The organism is Saccharopolyspora elongata (assembly GCF_004348985.1).
Lineage (GTDB): Bacteria > Actinomycetota > Actinomycetes > Mycobacteriales > Pseudonocardiaceae > Saccharopolyspora > Saccharopolyspora elongata.
Window position 1 is genome coordinate 24,406 of record NZ_SMKW01000011.1, and the last position, 20,193, is coordinate 44,598.

Consider the following 20,193-nt stretch of genomic DNA (forward strand, 5'->3'; position numbering starts at 1 on the left):
GCCGGTCCCGAGTGTGGTCATCTCCGCCGCTGCGCAGGTGGGTACTTTTGCCGTCCACCTGAGATCCCGGCGGACCTACGCTCGCGGGGAATGGAGGTGCGGGATGGACACCAGTCAGGTCACCGCGATCATCAGGGCGGGGCTGTCGTTGCTGGCCCAGACGATCAGCGACGTCACCGGCGACCCGGGAGAGCTGCGGTCCAAGGCGCGGGACTGCGCGGTGTGCGCCGAGCAGGTGGGGGCCGCCGCGTCGGCGACCGGGCGGATCGTGACCCAGCTGGGCGAGACCTGGAACGGCCGGGGCTACGACGCCTGCCGGCAGACGTCCGACAACTTCGTCGACCAGCTCAACAACGCCCTGAAAGTGGCGCTGGAGAAGGAAAGCCAGCGGCTCACCGCCGCCTCGGACGCGCTGGTGAAGGCGCGCAACACCGCGCAGGCGCAGAAGAAGGGCTTCTTCGAGACGGCGATGGACATCGTGCAGCGGATGATGGATGCCATCAGGGCGGCGCACTCGATGTCCTCGCCGTGGCGCGAGGCGGCCATCGCGCTGGCCATCATGAACGCGGTCGTGCAGGCGCTCCAGGCGAAGTCCCAGGCCGAGGCGGACGCCGAGCAGACCAGGAACGAGCTCAGCCAGACACTGTCCACCTTGTTCGCCGACAGCGGCGCACCCGCCGCGGTGGCCGCCTGAACCGAACGGGACATCGCCGATGAACGCGCTGCACGCCCACCAGGGCCAGGACGACCCGCCGGAGCTCGCCGAGCTGATGCGCCGGTTGCAGGACCAGCAGGCGGAGATCGACCGGGCCCGGCAGGACGTCGACGCCACCCTCGTCTCCGGCTGCTCCCGGGACAACGAGGTGACCGTCACCGTGCGGGGAACCGGCCGGTTCACCGAGGTCTCGATCGACCCCGAGGCGCTGCGCCGGTACGACGCCCGCGATATCGGTGCGATCGTGGTGGAAGCCGCCAACGACGCGCTGGACCGGCTGGCGCAGCACGCGGCGCAGCGGCTCGCGCCGGCGCTCGACGCCGCCGACGAGTGGCCGTGATGTCCACTCCGCGCCGGGTGACCGTGGTGGCCCCGGGCTCCAGGATCGATGTCGCGCTGCCGTTGGAGTGCACGGTGGCGGAGCTGATCCCGCAGCTCGTCCGGCTCACCGGGGTGCCGAGCCGCCCGGAGCAGCACCCCGGCTGGGTGCTCGCCCGCATCGGCGGCTCGGCGCTGGCGCCCGGCCTCACGGTGTCGGCGACCCTGGTGCAGGACGGCGAGATCCTCTGCCTGAATCCCCGCCCGAGGCAGGAAATCCCGCTGGTCTTCGATGACACCGTCGACGCGATCGCCGGTGCCGCGCAGACCCGTTCCGGGCCGTGGCGGCCGAGGGCCGGGCGGATCCTGAGCCTCTTCGCCGCCGTGGCGTTGTTCGTCGGTGCCACCGTTTTCGCGGCCGCGGCGCTGGCCGGCGGCCCGGCGGCGCCGATCGGGTGCGCGGTGATCGCCGTGGCGCTGGCGGTCGCGGGCGGCGCCCTGTCCCGGGCCCGGGGCGACCTGGATTCCGGCAGCGCGACCGCGGGTGCCGGCGTGGTCGCGGCGCTGCTGGCGGGGATCACGGCCCTGCCGCCGCACCTGCCCTGGCCGTTCGAGGTGGGATCGTTCGCCGCGGGCCTGGGCGCGGTGGCGCTGTACGCGACGGCGGCGGCGATGCTGGTCCACCGGTTCACCGTGTTCGCGCCGATCGTCGCGGCCTCGGCGCTAGGCGCGCTGATTACCGCGAGCGTGCCGCTGTTCGACCTGCCGGGCACCTCGGTCGCGGCGGTCTCGGTGGCGTTGACGGCCGCGCTCACCGCCGCCGCACCGATGATCGCGCTGCGCCTGGCCAAGCTGCCGATGCCCAGGGTGCCCGCGGACATGGACTCGTTCCGCGCCGACGAACAACCCACGCTCGACTCGTCCGTGCTCGGCCCTACGACGACCGCGACCGACGTCCTCACCGGCCTGGTCACGGCGCTCGGCCTGGTGACGGCCGGAGGCTGCCTCGTGCTGCTCGGCGACCCGTCGCCGTGGGCGGCGGTGCTGGTGGCGCTCGCGGCCACCGCATGGCTGCTGCGCTCGCGCTCCTACGCGGGCACCGCTCAGCGAGTCGCGGTGATCGTCATCGGCCTGTTCCTGCTGATCGGCCTGAGCGCGCGCCTGCTGTCCACACTGGACTACTACTGGACGCTCGCGGTCGCCGCGTTCGCCGTCGTGGCGGGAGCGGGCTGCCTGCACTACGCCGCGCGGAACCCGGCGAGCCTGCCGTCCCCGCTCCGCGCCCGCTGGCTGGACATCCTCGAATACCTGGTGCTGATCGCGCTGATCCCCACGGCGGCAGCGGTCCTGGACCTCTACAACACGATCCGCGACGCGGTCGGCTGAACCGCCTGGCCAACCACGTTCCGGCGGCCGTCCGCCGTAGTCCCGCAATTTCAATGGAAATCGAAGGTCCGATTTCCATTGAAATTGCGGGACGGCGGTTGAACGCATGGTGAGCATGTCGTAAGAGGGGGATTGCTCCTCCTCCACGGGCCTGCCGGGTGCAGTGTCGCCGGTCCCCCGGCCGAAGCCGGACCACGCTCACCGACCTTGCGGGTCGAGGTCGGCGTCGTGCACGAGCAGGGCGACCTGCACGCGGTTGTTGAGGTCCAGCTTGGTGAAGATGGCCGATACGTGGGTCTTGACCGTCGCCAGGCCGAGGTGGTGGCGCGCGGCGATCTCGGAGTTCGACCGCCCGGCGCCGATCTCGATCGCGACGGTGCGTTCCCGGTCGGCGAGCAGGTCGAGCCGCCGGCGTGCCGCGTCGCGACGGGTGTCCTGTTCGGACCCGGCGACGCGGTCGATGAGCCGTCGGGTCACTTCCGGTGAGAGCACCGGACGTCCTTGTGCCGCGTGCCGGATCGCGACGACGAGCTCGTCCGGCGGGGTGTCCTTGAGCAGGAATCCGGCTGCCCCGGCCCGCAGGGCGCGCAGCACGTGCGCGTCGGCGTCGAACGTGGTGAGCACGACGACCTGCGGAGCCTGCGGGCGGCGGCGGAGCGTCTCGGTCGCGGCGAGCCCGTCCGTGCCGGGCATCCGGATGTCCATCAGCACGACGTCCGGTGCGTGGCGGTCGGCCAGCTCCACCGCCTCCGCGCCGTCGCCCGCCTCGGCGACCACCCGCAGGTCGGGGGCGCCGCGCAGCATCATGGTCAGCCCGAAGCGGACGATCGGGTCGTCGTCCACGACCAGCACGTCGACGGTCGGTGCGGGATCAGTCACGCCGGCCACGGTAGCCGCATCCCGACCCGCCATCCGCCGGAACCGGTCGGCCCGTGGTCGAGCCGGCCGCCGACGAGCGCGGCCCGCTCGGCCAGCCCGCGCAGCCCTTCCCCGGAGCCGGCGGGTTGCGCGGAGGGCGTGGACTGCCGCTCGTTGACGATCTCGGCCGCCAGGTGGTCGCCGGGCTCACCGGTGATCCGGACGACGACCGGCGCGCCGGGCGCGTGCTTGCGGGCGTTGATCAGGCCTTCCTGCACGAGCCGGTAGAGCGTGCGGCCCACCGTCGCGGGGACGGCCCGCCCGCCGGTCGTCACCGCGGAGTCGTCCCGCAGCTCGACCGGAGTACCGGCACGCTCGGCCTCGTCGATCAGCTCGACGACGTCCTCGACGCCCGGCAGCGGGAGTTCGCCCACCGGGGCGCGCAGCACGCCGATCACCTCGCGCAGGTCCTGCAGGGCACGATGCGCGTTCTCCCGGACCACCTCCGAGGCACGGGCGACCTCCTCGGGCGAGGCACCGCGGTGGTAGGCCAGCGCGCCCGCGTGGACGCTGAGAATCGACAGCCGGTGGCCGAGAACGTCGTGCATCTCCCGCGCGAGCGTCTCCCGTGCCTCGTGCTGGGAGCGCTCTGCCCGCAACCGGGCCTCGACCTCGGCCGCGGCGGCCCGTTCGCGCAACGATGCGATGAGCTGCCGCCGACTGCGGACCAGCAGGCCCCATGCGACGACCGCGACGTGCACGGTGACGATGAAGGCGAGGATGACCGACAGCGGCGTCGCCGGCTCCGGCCGCAGCACCAGGTAGACCCCGATCGAGAGCACGCTGCCCATGGCCAGCACCGCAGTGGCCCTCGCCGAGCGGTGGACGGCCACGGTGAACAGCGCGATGAGCGCGGCAGCGGAAATCGACTCGGAGAACGTGACCGGCACGATCAGGGCGACGGCGAGCACCACCGGGTAGCGGCGCCGCCACCACAGCGCGAGGCATCCGAGCACACCGGCGACGTGGTCCAGGTGCAGCACCCACAGCGGCACCGTTCCCGGGTCCTCCCACCGGTACGCAGCCACGTAGAACCCGGCCAAGGCCGCGATCACGATGAACCCGCCGTCCGCGATCCGGTCCCGGACCGCCCCTCGCCGCGTGCCTGCTGTGTCGTCCATCGCGGCCAGCCTAGGCAAGCCTGCACGTCACCACCTCCTCCCGAAGGACGAGGCCCGCTCCGACTTCGGTCAGGCGATCCGAGCCCTTCGATCGATCCGCACCTCCGGGCGGCCGCCCTACCGTCCACGGCATGTCCCGAATGCCGCCGTCGCCTACCGGATCCCACCGCTGCTGCAGCGGCACGAGGCCGCGCTCAGCCCCGTCGTGCAGGGGTGTTGGCCCTGGCCGGAATCCGTGGGGTGACTGGGATTGCTGGTTTCGCCACGGCGGCACGGTCCACTGTGGCGCCGACATCTACCTGCCTCCGAGGAGTCATCGTGTTTCGTGTTCGCTCGACGCTCGTCGCCCTGGGTGCGGCGTCGCTGGTCCTCATCGGCGCCTGCGCCGCACCGGCGCCGTTCGAGACGAGATCGGGGCCGCCTGGCTCGGCGCCGGCGGGAGAACTGGCGGAGTTCTACGACCAGCAGGTCGCGTTCGAGCGGTGCGCGCCATACGCGACGACGGCGCTCGACGAGAAGCTCTTCGCCGACGACCGCTACGACTGCGCGCGCGTCCAGGTCCCCGTGGACTACGCCGACCCGGACGGGCCGCGCGGGGAAGTCGCCCTGCTGCGGGTCAAGGCGCGCGGGGAGAAGATCGGGTCACTGCTGGTCAACCCGGGCGGCCCCGGTGGCTCGGGGATGAACTTCGTCGCGCTGCTGGGGCCGCTGTGGGCTGCGGGGCCGGTGGGGGAACGGTTCGACGTGATCGGGTTCGATCCCCGGGGCGTGGGCGCCTCCACCCCGCGGGTGGACTGCTACACCGACGCCGAATACGAGCGCGGTGAAGGCTTCTCGGGCGCGCTCGTGCCGGACGTCGCCGACGAGCAGGAGGCCCGGATGGTGGCGCAGCGCTGCGCGGAGGGCTCCGGTGGTCCGCAAGCGCTGGCCAGTTTCGGCACCAGCAACGTCGTACGGGACATGGACGTGCTGCGCGCGACGCTGGGTGACGAGAAGCTGTCCTACCTCGGCATCAGCTACGGGACCCAGCTGGGCGCGGTGTACGCCGAGGCGTTCCCGCAGAACGTGCGCGCGATGGCACTCGACAGCGCCATCGACCCCGACCTCACCGCCACCGAGTTCAACTTCGCGCAGATGACGGGATTCCAGAAGGCCTTCGAGCGGTACGCCGCGGACTGCGCCACCAGTGCCGACTGTCCACTGGGCACCGACCCGGTCCGGGCGACCGAGGCGTTCCAAGCCATCGCGCGGCCCCTGCTGGAGCACCCCGCACCCACCGCGGACGGTCGCGGTCTGACCTACGACGACGTCATGAACGCGGTGACGAGCGCCTTGTACGCCCAGTCGCTGTGGCCGAAGCTCACCGAAGGACTCGCCGAGCTGGCCGCCGGACGCGGTGACGTGCTGCAGGCGCAGCGCGACAGCGCCTTCGGGCGTGGCCCCGACGGCCGGTACAACAATTCCGGCGACGCGGCATACGCGATCCGGTGCATGGATTTGCCGCGTCGCACCCCTGCGGAGCAGACCGAATTGGCCCGGCAGATCCGCGCAGCCGCCCCGTTCACGGACTCCGGTCGGCCGGTGCGGGAATCACACCACGAGTGCGAGGCCTGGCCGCAGCCGCCGACCTTGCCGCAGCCGTGGGTCACCGGCCCGGTCGGACTGCCGCCCACGCTGACGATCTCCATCACCGGCGACCCGGCCACCCCGTACGAGGGCGGCATCAACCTGGCCCGCGTGCTGGGCGGGAGCCTGCTGACCGTGGAGGGCGCCCAGCACGGCATCGCGCTGTTGGGGCAGAGCGAGTGCGTCGACGGCCTCGTCGCCGACTACCTGATCGACCTGCAGACCCCGCCCGACGACGCCCGCTGCACCGCGTAGCCGATGCGTCGGCAGACCGGGACCCCGGCGGCGGTGGACTCCCCGCGCCGGTCCCGGTGCCCGGCCCGGCGGCTGGAGGAACTCGGTGGCTCGAAGTGCCGGCACGGCTCCGGATCACCGTTCGCGCTCATCGGTCGTCGATGTGGATGGAAATGGCGGGGCGAGCGCTTCGCGCCGTAGCGGGCGCACCCCTGAGGAGGAAACATGTTCAAGAGGTACCGGCGGCGCTGGCAGCTCGCCAAGGTCAAGCCCGGCGACGGGAGCACACTCCAGGAGTACCGCATCTGGCAGTTGTTCTCCCGTTCGCTGTTCGTCCTCGAACTCCCCCACCATTCGGGGAGCAGTCACGTCTTCGAGGTCGACGTGCGGCACATGGCAGACAGCACGACCAAGAAGAGCCCGGCCGCGCTCTACCGCGACGGTGTTCAGGTCTACCGCGCCAACCTTCCTGTGGCGTTCCCGGTGCCCGGCGGGGTCATCGAGGTCGCCACCAGCCAGTACGGGCTGAAACGCATGCACTACGTCACCGAAGACGGCGGCGAACACACGCTGCGCCCTCACCCTCGCTCGCAAGAAGGACTGCGAGCCAGGTTCGACCATCGGTTCCCCCGCACGAGCGCCTTCATCGGCGCAGCAGCCATCGCCATACTCCTCACCGGACTCGCCGTCAGCCTTTCCCTTGCGGTAGAAGGGCTCACCCGGATCCCTGTCATCGCCCAGCACACCGGCACGTTCACCTCGCCGATTCACCTCCCGCAGTGGGCGAAAATCGCCCTACCCGTCGCAGGGGCCATCGCCGCTACCGAACGCGCCCTGAGACTCCGAAAAACCTGGCTGGTAGGCGGATGAGCGCTGAGCACGTGCGCGCACCTGGCCCGGCTCGCCATGATCTTGGTTGACGGTAGGTCATCCTGAAAGCAGAGCTCGTCCTCGCGCACGCCGTCCCCGAAGAGCCGTACGGCCGCAACCTCAGTCGACCTTGATGAGGGTGACCTTCATGGACGGCTGGTAGGTCGTTCCGTCGTCGGTGCGCTCGTGCAGGACGGTCTGGACGCGGTGGTCGGCGCTGAACTCCACCGTGGCACGGGTGGTTTCGCCCCGGTAGGTCCACGTGTCGCCGCACGCGACCAGACTGCTGACGACCACGTTTCCGCCGCTGTCGAAGAAGTGCGACGTGTAGGCGCCGCTCGCCTCGTCGTAGCCGATGATCTCGGTTCCGCCCACGCCGGTCTCACCGATGCGCCCGTACGCCGTGTGGAGGAGGAAGAAACCGCCAGGAGCCCACTCGTACACGTCGGAGGTCGTGATCGCCGGCCCGGGAGTTCCGTCATCGTTGATCACATGGCCTTCGTTGATCCACCTGCCCACCCAAGCTCCGAGCGCGTCGTGCTGCGGGCCGCGCGTCCGCCCCGGCCCGTCGGCGTGCTCCGCGCCCCGGTTGACCGCCACCACTCGCGGTGTCGTCTGCTCAGCCATGTCTGCTCCTTTCGGCGGGGGGATTTCCCCAGTCGGCAGCCTGCCCGAACGGGCCCTCCCGGCGAGTGGGCCGTGGTATTTTCCCCGCGATCTGCAACAGGGGGTACTGCGGAATGGCACACGAGTCCGTCGAGATCGACACATCCGTGCCGCCTCGGCGCGGATGTGGAACTACTGGCTCGGTGGCAAGGACAACTACGCCGTCGACCGCGCGGCCGGCGACGATTTCCGGGCCCTGTTCCCCGGAATCGACTTCGCGGCTCGCGCCGGGCGGTCGTTCTTGGCGCGCGCCGTGCGGCATCTGGTCGTCGAGGCCGGGGTGCGCCAGTTCCTGGACATCGGCACGGGCCTGCCCACCGCCGACAACACCCACGAGATCGCGCAGCGGCACGCCCCCGAATGCCGGATCGTCTACGTCGACAACGATCCGCTGGTGCTGGCCCACGCCCGGGCGCTGCTGACCGGCACCGCCGAGGGCGCCACCGACTACATCCACGCCGACATCCGCGACCCGGAGACCATCCTGGCGTGCGCCGCCGACACGCTGGACCTGGACCGGCCGGTCGCGCTGGTGCTGTTCGGCATCCTGGGCCTGATCCCGGACGAGGACGACCCGTGGTCCCTGGTGCACCGGCTGCTGGGGGCGCTGCCGCCGGGCAGCTACCTCGCGCTGTTCGACAGCCCGGACACCGATCCGGGGCTGCTGGCCGCCCGCCGCAAGCAGGCCGACGCCGGAGCGATCCCCTACCACAGCCGGAGCCCCGAGCAGATCGCCGCGTACTTCCGCGACCTGGAGCTCCTCGAACCGGGGCTGGTGCCCTGCACCCGCTGGCGCCCCGACGAGCCACCGGTCGATTCCCCGGCCGACCTGTCCACGCTCGGCGGCATCGGCCGCAAACCCTGACCGTCCGGCGGGGGCGTCAGCACGCGTACCGCCAGAAGTCCCGCATCCACTCGGGCGGGACCGGGCCGTCCATCGCGACCTGGGCGTACAGGATTGCTACTGCGCCCGTGGACGGGACGATGTGCGCCGAGGTCCCGGTCCCGCCGACCCAGCCGTAGCGCCCCGGCACGTTCCACGGGTCGATGGCCGCGATGTCGACCGAGCCGCCGAAGCCCCAGCCCTGGCCTTCCAGGAACACCTCGCCGGTCTCGCGCTGGGCCGCGGTGGTGTGATCGGTGGTCATCATGCGCACCGAATCGTCCGACAGCAGCCGACGGCCGTCGCCGGTGGTGCCGCCGGCCAGCAGCATCCGGCCGAAGGCCAGCCAGTCGTCGACGGTCCCGACCAGCCCGCCGGAACCCAGCGGGAAAGCGGGCGGGGTGCTCCACTGCCCGTCGGGACCGTCGGCGAGCTCCAGCCCGGCGGGGCCGCTTCGGTAGTAGCTGGTGAACCGCGCCCGCTTCTCGGCAGGCACCACGAACCCGGAGTCGGCCATGCCCAGCGGCGCGAACACCCGCTCCGCCAGGAAGTCCGGCAGCGAACGGCCGGAGACGCGGGCGATCAGCACGCCCTGCAGGGCCGAGCAGGTGTCGTACAGCCATGCCTCGCCGGGCTGGTGCAGCAGCGGAACCCGGGACAGCTCGGCCATCCACTCGTCCGTCGCCGGGAAGCTCTGCGGCTCGCGACCGTCCCGCTGCACCGAGAACAGGCGCTGGACCGCAGGCAGCTCGAAGTCGGAGGCGAAGCCATAGCCCGCCGTGGAGCTGAGCAGGTCGAACACCGTGATCGGCCGGGCCGCCGGCACCACGTCGTCCACCTCGCTGCCGGGCGTCCGGACGACGGATGGCTCGGCCAGTTCCGGCAGCCACTCCCGGACCGGTTCGTGCAGCCCGATCCGCCCCTCCTCGACCAGCATCAGCACCGCCGCGGCGACGACGGTCTTGGTGACCGAGGCGATGCGGAAGATCGAGTCCCGCGCCATCGGAGCACCGCCGACGGCGAGGGAGCCGACGGCGGCCACCTCGACCCGGTCGCCGCGAGCCACGAGGCCCACCGCCCCCGGCACCGATCCATCGTCGACATGCTTCCGCAGGATGCCGTGCAGGTCTGGCATCGATCCACCTTCCGCGTTGAGACCCACTAGGTAGACGACCGACGCCACCGGAACTCATCGGTCGGGCGACCATCCGATGCGGATCGCACTGCCGCCGGAGCAGCATGGAGGCGCCGCACCCGGCGATCACATCAAAACGGGATTCTCGGCGCCGCATTCCCTGTCATCCTCGCTGAGGTCACTGCTCCGATCGTTGTCGAAGAACGCACGGATCATCCGGAGGTCACCGACCGTGCCCGCACAGTCCATCCGCGACATCGTGAACCCGCTGCTCACCCTCGATCCCGGCACGAGCGACAACTCCGACTTCGAGATCTTGCGTGATCTCGTCGGCGAGGCCCGTGTGGTGTGCCTCGGGGAGAGCGCGCACTTCGTCTCCGAGTTCGTCCGGTTGCGCGACCGAATCATGCGTTATCTGGTTCGCGAGCTCGGGTTCTCCGCGTTCGTACTGGAGTCCGGTCTGCCGGAAGGCCTGGCGGTTGACGAGTGGGTGCGCGGCGGACCCGGCAGCCTCGCGACGATTGCCCGCCGCGGGATCACCTATGCCTTCGGCCGGTGCGAGGAAATGCATGCCCAGCTGCAGTGGATGCGCGACTGGAACGCCACCCACAGCCATCAAGTGGGGTTCTACGGCATGGACGTGCCCGGCTGGTGCGCCAATCCAGCAGCCGGGGTGGCCGCCTGCCTGAACCGGCTGTCCCCACAGCCCGGGGACCGGGAGCTGCTGACCGCCGCCGATCTCGGCGACCCCACGCGCGCGGCCTCCGCGGACGGATCGGACACGCCCGACGTCCCTGCAGAGCTCTCTCGTGGCATCACCGAGCTAGTGGCACGAGCGACTGCAGCAGACGACGAGATCGCACTCCGGTGCGCCCACGGAGCCCAGCGCGTGGTCGAGTTCCTCCAGCACGGGCTCTACCCGGAGCCGGGGCGCAACCTGCGCAACGAGGTCATGGCCGACAATCTCCACTGGATCCTCGGCCGCGAGGAGCGGGTGATCGTCGGCGCCCACAACGTCCACCTGCAACGCACCCCCTCCTTCGACGGCACCGAACCCATCGGAAGCCTGTTGGCCCCCGTCCTGGGCCAAGAACTCGTCGTTATCGGCACCACCCGCGGCGCCGGGATCGTGCCCGGCCTCGACCTCGACGCCACCCCCGCCCGGCGCTACGCCACCCCGGCTGGTGAATTCACCGCACCCTCCCGCACCCTCGATGCACTGCTGGACACCGTCGGCCTCCCACACCACCTCGTGGACTTGCGCCACGCGCCACCGGAACTCCTTGCCGGGACCACAGCCATGTCCGGACAGGCCCAGCTGATCGACCTCGACCCCAAGCAAGCCTTCGACGCCGTCGTGCACATCCACCAGATCACCCCGGCCCACGGGGCAACCGACCAGGAGAGCGACGAACCGCTCGACCAGCTCGGCCAGGCTCCGACCAACGAATAGGTGCTCGGCGAATACATGACGTCGCCGGTCCGGAGATGAGCTCCCGGGCGGCCGGGTGTCTGTACGGTTGGGCCACCGGCAGGTCGCGGTCCGGAGCGCATGCCACCACCGAGATGGAAAGAGACCGACATGGGCGAGATCCACGTGCACGAGTTCGTCAGCCTGGACGGCGTGTTCGAGAGCCCGAGCTGGACGGCCGAGTACGGCTTCACCGAGGGGATGGGCCGGGCGATCGGCGGCCTGACCGAGGCCAGCGGCGCGATCCTGTTGGGGCGCACCACCTTCGAGATGTTCGCCCCGGCCTGGTCCGGGCGCACCGCCGAGGACGACCCGGGGGCGCCGTTCTTCAACGACACCCCGAAGCACGTGGTGTCGTCGACCCTGACCACGGCCGACATCTGGAAGAACTCGACGGTGTTCGGGCCTTACGACCCGCAGGCGATCCAGAAGCTGAAGAACGACGTCGACGGCAACATCTACATCAGCGGAAGCGGCCGGCTGGTGCGCGCCCTGCTGGCCGACGGCCTGGTCGACGGTCTGCACCTGCTGGTCTACCCGCTCGTCCTCGGTTCCGGGGAGAAGCTGTTCCCGGAAGGCACCCCGCGCCTCCCGCTGAGCCTGACCGGCCAGGAAGTGTTCGAGAACGGCGTGGTCCACCTGACCTACGGCCCCGCGAAGTCCTGAGCGCCGGCAAGGTCCCGTGGGCACTCCGCACTGCCACGACCAACGCGAAGCACCCGCGGGACCAATCTCGCCGAGACACCAGCAGCGGCACCGAAATCCCCCAAGTTCAGGCAAAACCAGAAACCCTGAGGCCGGAACCCACCGCCCGCGAGCACGGAAGATCCCAATTTCAGGCAAAATCGGAGACCTCCACACCGGACTGCACTGGTCGCCTGGCATAGAAGTTTCCAATTTTAGGCAAAATCGGGAAGCTTCGCGCCACCGTGCGCTGATAGCCCGGGGGCGGACGTTTCCGATTTTAGGCAAATTCGGGCGCGCTCCCCGGTGGGCGGTCAGTCGCGGAGGGCTCCGGTGTCGATCACCAGGTCTCGGATTCGTTCGAGCGCGCCCTGGGTGACCGCGCGGTCGCCGAGTTCCGCGAAGCGGACGTCCGGGCAGGCCGGCACGCGCCGGCCCAGTTCGGACCGGATGCCGACCAGGCCGGGCTCGCCGAGCTCGGTGGCCGCGCCGCCGACCAGCACCAGCGCCGGGTCGACGGCCAGCGACAGCACCACCGCCAGGTGGGTCCACGCCGCGACCACCTCGTCCAGCCTGCCCCGGTCGGCGAGCGCCCGCACCGGTTCCGCGGTGCCGATCTCGTCGGCCAGCCCGCCCAGCCCGTAGCGCTGCTCCACTGTGGACTCCCGGGCCTGCTCGCGCAGGGGCAGGAGGCCGATCTCGCCGCTGGCGCCGTGCGCGCCCGGCAGCACGCGCCCGCCGAGCATGATGCTCGCCCCGATGAACCGTCCGATGTAGAGCAGCACCACGTCGTCGGCGCCGCGGGCCGCGCCGTGCACCCGTTCGCCGGTGAGCATCAGGTTGACGTCGTTGTCCACCAGCACGCAGTCGCCGAACCCGCCCGCGAGCACTTCGCCCAGCGCCTCCGGGCCGGTCCAGCCCAGGTCCGGCGCGGTGCCGACGACCCCGGTGCCCGGCGCCACCACGCCCGGCACCGCGACCGCCACGCCGCACACGTCGGAGGCGGCCAAACCGTTCGCGCGGCACAGCGCGCCCAGCTCGTCGACCAGCCATTCCGGCTCCATCCGGTCGCCCTCGTAAGTGGCGTGCCGGTGCGCCACCACGGTGCCCGTGAGGTCGGCCAGCGCCAGCTCCGCCCGGCCGCGGGCGAGCCGGGCGAGCAGCACCCAGCGGCTTCGCGGCCGGATCGCCAGCAGCACCGGGCGCCGGCCGCCGGTGGAGCCGGCCGCGCCGATCTCGTGCACCGCTTCGTCCGCCAGCAGGTCCCGGACCAGCCTGGTGATCACAGGCTGGCTGATCCCGGTCAGCTCGGCCAGGTCGGTGCGGGACAGCGGGCGCTCGCGCAGCTGCCGGAGCACCGCCGCGCGGCCGTCCCGCCGCCCGCGCGGGGTCTTGCCTGGTGAGGTCCGCCGATCCTCGGCGAGCGTTCTGGTCACGGGCCGCCTCGACTTTCTTTCTGTCGAAATGAAAGTCTAGCCCGCGCCACCGCCAGATCCAAGGCCACACGGGCCTGGTGAGCGGCCCTGCCGGACGGGACCGGCAGGGCCGCCGCATCAGCCCTCGACGGGCGCGGTGCGGGCGAGCGTGGCGCCATCCGACTCGTAGGACAGCAGCACGCGATCAGCCGCGCCGACGGGCAGCCGCACCGTGGTCGCGCCCTTCGGCAGCTCGCGGCTCACCTGCCCGGTGACCTGCTCGCCGTCCCAGCCGAACAGCCGGACCACGCCCGCGACGTTCGCGGCGAGCTCGACGTCCACTGTCGTCGCGTCCACCCGGCGCACCGAGCGGATCTGCACCGCGTCCGCGGCCAGGCCCGGCGCCCCGGACAGCGGAACTCCGTCCACACTGGACTGCAGGATGCTCAGCGGTGAATCCACGCTCCGGGCCGCGGTGTCCGGCAGCACCGGCTCCTTCGGCCGGGCGGCCGGCGGCTGGTAGCCGGGCAGCTCGGCCAGGCCCCAGCGGTAGGGGTCGCCGCGCACGCCCTTCCAGGTCGACCAGCCGACCCGGGTCTGCGTGGTCTTGTCCTGGGTGTCCGAGTCGTAGATCAGCACGTTCAGGCCCATGCGCGCCGGGTCGACAGCGTCCGGCAGCACAGAGAACGGGATCTTCGCCTCGACCGAGTAGCCGCCGTAGGGCTCGGCGAGCTTCGACGCCACCTGCATGCCGGGCGCGGTCTCCTGCCCCGGGCCCTGGTGGTTGTCCGCGTCCCGCTCGAAGCACGGCGGGTTGCCGTGCTCGGGATCGTTGGTGATCGGGAAGATCCCGGACTTGAACGCGGTGGCGGTGTTCTCCGACCTGCCCCCGGGGTCGATGGTGATCTCCACCGAATCCGTGCGGCGGTGCCGCTTGCAGTCGTTCGGCTCGATGACGGTGCCGAGGACGTCGTCGGTCACGTGCACCAGCACGTACAGCGCGTCGTCGGTGAAGGTCACCTTCGCGGTCCCGGAGATGTCGTCCGCCGGGGCCGGCGTTCCTTCCCACAGCGAGGACAGGTCCAGCTCCGGGCCGGTGTACTCGCCGTCGCCCGCCACGCCGTCGACGGCCGGGGCGGACTGCGCCTTCGGGATCGTGGCCACCGGGACCAGCTCCAGCGCCGCCGCCTCGGTTCCGGTCCCGCGCGTCGACGTGGTGTCGATGGTGATCGGGTAGTCGCCGTCGTTGGGAGCGCGGTTGGACGTGGGCAGGTTCGGATCGGTGTTGGTCACCTCGAAGGTCACCGAACCGGCGGCGCCGGGCGCCAGGGCCGAGTACTCCTTCGCCGCGGCGTCCGCGCGGAAACCGTCGGGCAGGTTCAGCCGCACCGTGCCGCTTTCCGGGGTCTCGCCGTGGTTGACGAGGTCGACCCGCACCGAGCGGGACTGCCCGCTGCCCAGCGTCAGTACCGGCTTGTTCAGGCTGTCCAGCTGCGGCGCGCCGATGCTTCCGGCCCAGTCCCGGAACTGGCCGACCTGCGCCAGCGGCTCGATGGTGCCGCGCACCGCGGGCACGACCCGCACCACGCGCGAGGAAACCCCGCTGGCGTGGTCGGCGGTGTCCAGCCTCGCCGCCAGCCTGGAGCGCGTGTTCGGCGCGGCGTCCGCCGGCGGCACCACGGTGAAGCGGACCGCCTTCTCGCGACCCGGCGGCACCGTGCCGAGCTCGCCCGAGCCGGTGATCTGCCATCCTTCCGGCACATCCAGCCGCACCCGACCCTGCGGGATGGCGCGGCCAGCGGCCTTGGCACGGACCGTCACCTCGAACGGCGCGCCCGGCACGACGTCGAAGCGGTCGGCCTCGACCACGAGCTCCGTGCCCGCCGGCAATCCACCCGAGCCGGGCAGCACTGCGCCGTCCAGCGCGGCGGTGACCCCGGCGGCGTCCGGGCCGTAGGGCGCGCGGCTGTCGATCTCGGTGAACCAGTCGCAGCCGATCTTCGCGGGATCCGTCGGCGCGGGCGGGTTGCTCGCCCAGCCCTGGGTGCGGTACTCCCACTCCGCTTCGCGTTCCACTGTGGACCAAGGCTTCCCGCTGTTGGCGGCGGAAGGATGCCCCGCCCACACGCCGAGCACCCGGTCGGTGGGCTCCGCCGGGCGGTAGCCGGTCGTCTCGCACTCCGGCCCGGGGTCCGCGGTGCCCCGCGCGCCCGCCTGGAAGATCCGCCCCACCCGCCAGGGGTTCAGGTCCTCACGCGAGATCTGCTCCGGGAACGCCGCCGGGTCACCGGCTTTCAGGTACGCCTCGACGGCCAGCCGCGCCGCCTGCTGGTGGTTGCCGTGGTTCCCCGGCGTCGGCGACGGGTCCATGGTGACGATCACCTTGGGCTTGGTCGCGCGAACGACCCGCACGATCCGGGAGAGGGTGTCCTCGTGGTCCCAGACCTGCTCGGTCAGCGGCGCGCTGACCGTGTAGAAGAAGTCGAGCTTGTCCAGGTTGTAGACGTGTCCGACGCCGGCCTTGCCGACCGCGCGCCGTTCTTCGCCCTCCCGGATCAGGCCCAGCGGCGGGCCTTCTTCGAAGCCGACGGCATTGCCCCCGCCCTCTCCTCGGGTCGTCGTGATGACACCGGCCTTGACCCCGTGCTGCTCGCTCCACTGGCCGAGCGTGGACAGCGTGCCTGCCTCGTCGTCGGGGTGCGCGCCGATGAACAGCACGTCGAGTTCGACCGGGTCGGCCGGGCGCGGCACAGCGTCCGCGACCGCTCCTGAACCGAAGGCGAACACCGCGACCGCGGCAGCGATCGCCGGATACTTCCGCATTCTTCCTCCACGAAAAGTGGGACGAGATAAAAAGGAACTCCCGCGCCGGAAACAATCTCCCACAACAGAAACAAAGTTCCCCGAAAGGCCCCGACCACGCGCTTTTCGGCCGGCTTCGACCGCATCACCACATCCTCGGGACCGGGGGATCGAGGAATGCTAGGAAGAAGAAAAAGGGAAAGTCAACAGGCGACCGGAAATCGCGGGCCGCTTCCTCGATGCGCCGGCGGGGGGCAACGGCACGCGCCACGCCCTTGCCCCCGTCGGCAGCTCCACCCGGGATGGTTCTCGGCGACCGGTCATCGCGATGACGGCGAAATGCGGCTCCGCGCCGTCGTAAGGGGCACGGTGAGATCGCCCAGGACGTCGACGTCGGCGAATCCGGCATCGTTCAGCCCGCCGATCAAGTCCCTACGAATGTCCACGAGGGACACTTGAAATCACCTGCCGCGAGCGGCCTGCGCGAAGCGCATGATCCGCACCGAGAGCACCACGAGGCTTCCGGCGGCCGCAGTCGCGAGCAGCAGCATGAACGTCGGGTACAGGTACGGCACCTGGATCCAGGCGACGTCCCGGCCGCGGTAGAGCGCGCTGACGACCCGGTCGACGAACACGAAGACTAGCAATGGAATCGCCAGCGGCAGCAGGCGGAGTGCGGCGCGAACCGCGCTCGACCGCTTCGCCGCCCACCGCCGCGAACGCAGCACACCGCGGATCGCGAGCAGCGCGGCGCCCGCGGTCAGCACCAGGAACACGATGTCGGCCACCACGAGCGGATCGCCGGTCACCGGCGCGGGGGTGCCCTCCACCAGGGCAATGAGCCGATCCGCGATCGCCTTGGCGTCGCCGTGGGCGAGCCCGGTGTTGGCCATGACCGCGATCCCGTACCCGGAAGCCGGCAGCAACGCCTGGTATGCGGTGGCGGTGAACAGGTCGCCGCTGTGCGCGATGACCGGAGCTCCCGAGCCGGTCGTGCCCACCGACCAGCCGAGGGCGTAATCGCCGGAGACCTCCGACGACGGGGTGTGCGTGGCGGCGATGGCCGAGGCCGTGGCGATGGTCGCCCCGCCGGGCCCGCGGCCCCCGTTGTTCTGCGTGATCAGCCAGGCGGACATGTCGTGCGCGGAGCTGAGCACGCCGCCGGAACCGTTGCCGAAGGCGGGCGGTTCCGGCACCGCGACGGCCGAACCGAGCACCTTCAGATGCCCGTGCGCGCTCGGCGGCAGCTCGTCGGCCGTGTCGATCGTGCGACTGTCCGTCATGCCCAGCGGCGCGAAGACGTGCTCCTGGAGGTAGCCGTCGAAGGGCTGCCCGGCGACCACCTCGACCAGCCGGGCGGCGACCTGGAAGTTGGGGTTGTGGTACTCCCACCGGGTTCCGGGCTCGGCGGCCAGCTCCGCCGAGTTCATCCCGGCCACCGCCGCGCGCAGCGAATCCGGTTGCGGCCGGCTGAAGGGCGGATAGGTCGAGTCGGAGAGCCCCGAGGTCTGGTCCAGCAGTTGGCGCACGGTGATGCGACCCGCGCGCGGGTCGGCCGTGGTGAATTCCGGCAGGTAGCTGCGCACCGGCTCGTCGAGGCCCACCCGGCCCGCCTCCGCCAGCTGCACCACGGCCAGCGCGGTGATCGACTTGCTCACCGAGGCCACGGCCATCGTCGTGTGCTCCGTGACCGGCTCGCCCGCCGGGGTGCGGCCGTACCCGGCGGCCCGCACCACTTCGTCGCCGCGGGTGACGGCGACGGCCGCGCCCGGCAGGCCGCTGTCCCGGAGGTATTCCTCCACGACGGAGTCGATGTCGGCGGCGCCGATCGGCGGCGCGAACGCGGCGGCGACGGCGAACGCGCCGGATGCGATGAGTGCTTTGGTGATCACGCCGAGCAGTGTCGGCCGCGGATCGTCGTGTCCACATCGGACCAGGGGCCGAATCGCGGGATCGGACCGTGGTCCGATGTGGGGGCGTTCTCCTGCGGATATGGTCGTCGCGTGATCGCTCCTGGGACCGCCGCATCGCGACGACTGGTCGCGCTCGATGCCGTGGTGGCGGCCGGGCTCGTGCTCGTGGCGGCGCTGCGCGCGCCCGGTGCCGCGCCCTTCGAATGGGCACTGGCGGTCGTGCTGTGCGCGCCGCTGGTGGTGCGCAGGCGCTGGTCGCGAGCGGTTCTCGGTGTCGTGCTCGTCGCGGGCATGACCGCGATCGCCACTGGGACCGCGAACGACGTCGTGGTCCTGGCGATCGCCTTCGCCCTCTACCCGGTCGGGCTGTCCAGCCCGGCACTCCCCTCGTGGGTGTCCCTGGCGGTTGCGCTGGCCGGGGTCGCGGTCGCCGGGCTGGCGGTGGTCCTGGTCCCGGGCCTGCCGCTCGTCGCGGTGCCGGAGAACGCGGAGTCCTTCGCGACCACTCCGGTGAGCGTGTTCGGTTACATCGCGGTCGTTCTGACCGGCACCTGGGTGCTCGCGCGGACCGTACGAGCGCGTCGCGGCCAAGCCGCCCAGCTCGCCGAGCTCCGCGCCCGGCAGGCGGCGGTCGAGGAAAGGCTGCGCATCGCCAGGGACGTGCACGACGTCGTCGGGCACAACCTCAGCCTGATCGCGATGAAAGCGGCGGTCGCCAACCACCTGGTGGACAGCCACCCCGAAGAGGGCCGGGCCGCGCTCGCGACCATCGAGCGGGTCAGCCGCGGCGCGCTGGCCGACGTCCGCGCCGTCCTCGGCGCGCTGCGCGATCCGGCCGAGGCACCGCCGGATTCCGGATTCGACGGCCTGGTCGCCAACGTCCGGGCCACCGGTGTCGCGGTCGAGTTCGACGACTCCGACCTGGCGGACGTGCCGATGGCGGTGCGGGCGTCGGCGTACCGCATCGCGCAGGAAGCGCTCACGAACGTGCTTCGCCACGCCAGGGCGACCAGCTGCCGGCTCGGCCTCAGCACCGAAGCCGGTGTCCTGACCGTGTCCGTCGTCGACGACGGGACGCCGCCCGAGCGGCCGGGGCCGCCCGGGCAGGGCATGCTTGGGATGCGCGAACGAGTCGCGTTGCACGGCGGGACGATCGACATCGGCCCCGAGCCCGGCGGCGGGTTCGCGGTGCGCGCCCGGCTTCCGTTCGAGGTGGCCGATGGGTGAGCAGCTGCGCGTGCTCCTGGCGGACGACGAAGCGCTGTTCCGGAGCACCCTCCGCCTGCTGATCGACGCCACCCCGGGGATGGTCGTGGTGGGCGAGGCGGCCACCGGATCCGCCGCCGTGGAACTGGCAGCGGAACGGGCGGCCGACGTCGTCGTGATGGACGTCCGGATGCCCGAGCTGGACGGGATCGACGCCACCGCGCGGATCACCGCGCTGCCGCAGGCGCCGAGGGTGCTGGTCCTCACCACGTTCGACCTCGACGACTACGTGTACCGGGCGCTGCACGCCGGCGCCGGCGGCTTCCTGCTCAAGGACATCCGGCCCAACCAGCTGCTCGACGCGATCCGGGTGATCGCCGCCGGCGAAGCGCTGCTCGCCCCGAGCGTCACCCGGCGCCTGATCGCCGAGTTCACCCGCGGCCCGGCACCGCAGGCCCGGCCCCGCCGCGAGCTCAGCGGGATCACGCAGCGGGAGCTGGAGGTGCTGGCGCTGATCACGCGCGGGCTGTCCAACACTGAGATCGAGCAGCACCTGCACCTCAGCCGCAGCACGGTCAAGACGCACATCGGACGGTTGATGACCAAGCTGGCCGCGCGGGACCGGGCCCAGCTGGTGATCGCCGGCTACGAGTCCGGCCTGGCCGACCGGCGCTGGGACGGCCGCAATTTCCATTGAAATCGAAGGTTCGATTTCAATGAGGTTTTTCCAACCTCGTTTTGCGTGGCGGTGCGGGTGGCGGAACCTCAGAGGCTCCCTGGTCTGTGGGTGCCCTGACTTATGTATGTCCAATACACGGCGTCAGGGCCGT

At 71.4% G+C, this 20,193-nt stretch carries 17 protein-coding genes; 10 read left to right on the top strand and 7 right to left on the bottom strand.

Annotated features, from left to right (window positions below; genetic code table 11):
• The first annotated feature begins 103 nt into the window (after positions 1-103).
• The 3 genes from E1288_RS10895 to eccD are packed head-to-tail and all read left to right on the top strand — an operon-like array spanning position 104 to position 2,419.
• Positions 104-694, top strand: coding sequence for a hypothetical protein (locus tag E1288_RS10895; protein ID WP_132483908.1), 591 nt, complete (start codon positions 104-106; stop codon positions 692-694).
• Between the two features lie 19 nt (positions 695-713).
• Positions 714-1,055, top strand: a complete 342-nt coding sequence (locus E1288_RS10900) for a YbaB/EbfC family nucleoid-associated protein (RefSeq protein ID WP_132483910.1) — start codon at positions 714-716, stop codon at positions 1,053-1,055.
• The gene (eccD, locus tag E1288_RS10905) at positions 1,055-2,419 is read left to right on the top strand and encodes a type VII secretion integral membrane protein EccD (RefSeq protein ID WP_132483912.1); all 1,365 of its coding nucleotides are present in this window, start codon (positions 1,055-1,057) and stop codon (positions 2,417-2,419) included. Before E1288_RS10900 ends, eccD begins: the two co-directional genes overlap by 1 nt.
• Positions 2,420-2,617: 198 nt before the next feature.
• Here the strand turns inward: eccD and E1288_RS10910 are convergent, their stop codons facing one another.
• A complete protein-coding gene (locus tag E1288_RS10910; RefSeq protein WP_235883477.1) occupies positions 2,618-3,307 on the bottom strand; it encodes a response regulator in 690 nt (229 codons plus the stop codon).
• Positions 3,295-4,458 (bottom strand): sensor histidine kinase, encoded by a 1,164-nt coding sequence (locus E1288_RS10915; protein WP_132483916.1) that lies wholly within the window; start codon positions 4,456-4,458, stop codon positions 3,295-3,297. Before E1288_RS10915 ends, E1288_RS10910 begins: the two co-directional genes overlap by 13 nt.
• Before the next feature lie 318 nt (positions 4,459-4,776).
• Between E1288_RS10915 and E1288_RS10920 the strand changes: the two genes are divergently transcribed.
• Both E1288_RS10920 and E1288_RS10925 read left to right on the top strand, forming a co-directional pair.
• Positions 4,777-6,339: an alpha/beta hydrolase gene (locus E1288_RS10920; protein ID WP_207954293.1), complete on the top strand. Its 1,563-nt coding sequence runs from the start codon at positions 4,777-4,779 to the stop codon at positions 6,337-6,339.
• Positions 6,340-6,543: 204 nt separating this feature from the next.
• The gene (locus E1288_RS10925; RefSeq protein ID WP_132483918.1) at positions 6,544-7,188 is read left to right on the top strand and encodes a hypothetical protein; all 645 of its coding nucleotides are present in this window, start codon (positions 6,544-6,546) and stop codon (positions 7,186-7,188) included.
• Between the two features lie 120 nt (positions 7,189-7,308).
• Here the strand turns inward: E1288_RS10925 and E1288_RS10930 are convergent, their stop codons facing one another.
• Positions 7,309-7,815 (bottom strand): DUF1579 family protein, encoded by a 507-nt coding sequence (locus E1288_RS10930; protein ID WP_165968067.1) that lies wholly within the window; start codon positions 7,813-7,815, stop codon positions 7,309-7,311.
• A gap of 163 nt (positions 7,816-7,978) precedes the next feature.
• Here E1288_RS10930 and E1288_RS10935 point away from each other — a divergent pair, with 163 nt between their 5' ends.
• Positions 7,979-8,719, top strand: coding sequence for an SAM-dependent methyltransferase (locus E1288_RS10935; RefSeq protein ID WP_235883478.1), 741 nt, complete (start codon positions 7,979-7,981; stop codon positions 8,717-8,719).
• Between the two features lie 16 nt (positions 8,720-8,735).
• Here E1288_RS10935 and E1288_RS10940 read toward each other — a convergent pair whose 3' ends face one another.
• Positions 8,736-9,872 (bottom strand): serine hydrolase domain-containing protein, encoded by a 1,137-nt coding sequence (locus tag E1288_RS10940; protein WP_132483924.1) that lies wholly within the window; start codon positions 9,870-9,872, stop codon positions 8,736-8,738.
• A 232-nt stretch (positions 9,873-10,104) separates the two neighbouring features.
• On the opposite strand from E1288_RS10940, the gene E1288_RS10945 reads away from it, so the two are divergent.
• Both E1288_RS10945 and E1288_RS10950 read left to right on the top strand, forming a co-directional pair.
• Positions 10,105-11,325 (top strand): erythromycin esterase family protein, encoded by a 1,221-nt coding sequence (locus tag E1288_RS10945; RefSeq protein ID WP_132483926.1) that lies wholly within the window; start codon positions 10,105-10,107, stop codon positions 11,323-11,325.
• Between the two features lie 129 nt (positions 11,326-11,454).
• On the top strand, positions 11,455-12,009 hold the full coding sequence (locus E1288_RS10950; protein WP_132483928.1) for a dihydrofolate reductase family protein: 555 nt from the start codon (positions 11,455-11,457) through the stop codon (positions 12,007-12,009).
• A 332-nt stretch (positions 12,010-12,341) separates the two neighbouring features.
• Here the strand turns inward: E1288_RS10950 and E1288_RS10955 are convergent, their stop codons facing one another.
• From E1288_RS10955 to E1288_RS10965, 3 genes are all read right to left on the bottom strand, one after another.
• A complete protein-coding gene (locus E1288_RS10955; RefSeq protein WP_165968068.1) occupies positions 12,342-13,463 on the bottom strand; it encodes an ROK family transcriptional regulator in 1,122 nt (373 codons plus the stop codon).
• Positions 13,464-13,580: 117 nt separating this feature from the next.
• Positions 13,581-16,265, bottom strand: coding sequence for a sugar-binding protein (locus E1288_RS10960; protein ID WP_132483932.1), 2,685 nt, complete (start codon positions 16,263-16,265; stop codon positions 13,581-13,583).
• A 440-nt stretch (positions 16,266-16,705) separates the two neighbouring features.
• Entirely contained in the window at positions 16,706-18,136 is a 1,431-nt protein-coding gene (locus E1288_RS10965) for a serine hydrolase domain-containing protein (RefSeq protein WP_132483934.1), read from the bottom strand.
• 111 nt (positions 18,137-18,247) lie between these two features.
• Between E1288_RS10965 and E1288_RS10970 the strand changes: the two genes are divergently transcribed.
• Both E1288_RS10970 and E1288_RS10975 read left to right on the top strand, forming a co-directional pair.
• Positions 18,248-19,384, top strand: a complete 1,137-nt coding sequence (locus E1288_RS10970; RefSeq protein ID WP_132483936.1) for a sensor histidine kinase — start codon at positions 18,248-18,250, stop codon at positions 19,382-19,384.
• On the top strand, positions 19,377-20,060 hold the full coding sequence (locus tag E1288_RS10975) for a response regulator (RefSeq protein WP_132483938.1): 684 nt from the start codon (positions 19,377-19,379) through the stop codon (positions 20,058-20,060). Before E1288_RS10970 ends, E1288_RS10975 begins: the two co-directional genes overlap by 8 nt.
• Positions 20,061-20,193 lie beyond the last annotated feature (133 nt).

Bases quoted from the DNA above. Each gene is read 5' to 3' on its own strand.
- E1288_RS10895 (WP_132483908.1), top strand. From the start codon at position 104: ATGGACACCAGTCAGGTCACCGCGATCATCAGGGCGGGGCTGTCGTTG.
- E1288_RS10900 (WP_132483910.1), top strand. From the start codon at position 714: ATGAACGCGCTGCACGCCCACCAGGGCCAGGACGACCCGCCGGAGCTC.
- eccD (WP_132483912.1), top strand. From the start codon at position 1,055: ATGTCCACTCCGCGCCGGGTGACCGTGGTGGCCCCGGGCTCCAGGATC.
- E1288_RS10915 (WP_132483916.1), bottom strand. From the start codon at position 4,458: ATGGACGACACAGCAGGCACGCGGCGAGGGGCGGTCCGGGACCGGATC.
- E1288_RS10925 (WP_132483918.1), top strand. From the start codon at position 6,544: ATGTTCAAGAGGTACCGGCGGCGCTGGCAGCTCGCCAAGGTCAAGCCC.
- E1288_RS10930 (WP_165968067.1), bottom strand. From the start codon at position 7,815: ATGGCTGAGCAGACGACACCGCGAGTGGTGGCGGTCAACCGGGGCGCG.
- E1288_RS10935 (WP_235883478.1), top strand. From the start codon at position 7,979: ATGTGGAACTACTGGCTCGGTGGCAAGGACAACTACGCCGTCGACCGC.
- E1288_RS10940 (WP_132483924.1), bottom strand. From the start codon at position 9,872: ATGCCAGACCTGCACGGCATCCTGCGGAAGCATGTCGACGATGGATCG.
- E1288_RS10950 (WP_132483928.1), top strand. From the start codon at position 11,455: ATGGGCGAGATCCACGTGCACGAGTTCGTCAGCCTGGACGGCGTGTTC.
- E1288_RS10960 (WP_132483932.1), bottom strand. From the start codon at position 16,265: ATGCGGAAGTATCCGGCGATCGCTGCCGCGGTCGCGGTGTTCGCCTTC.
- E1288_RS10975 (WP_132483938.1), top strand. From the start codon at position 19,377: ATGGGTGAGCAGCTGCGCGTGCTCCTGGCGGACGACGAAGCGCTGTTC.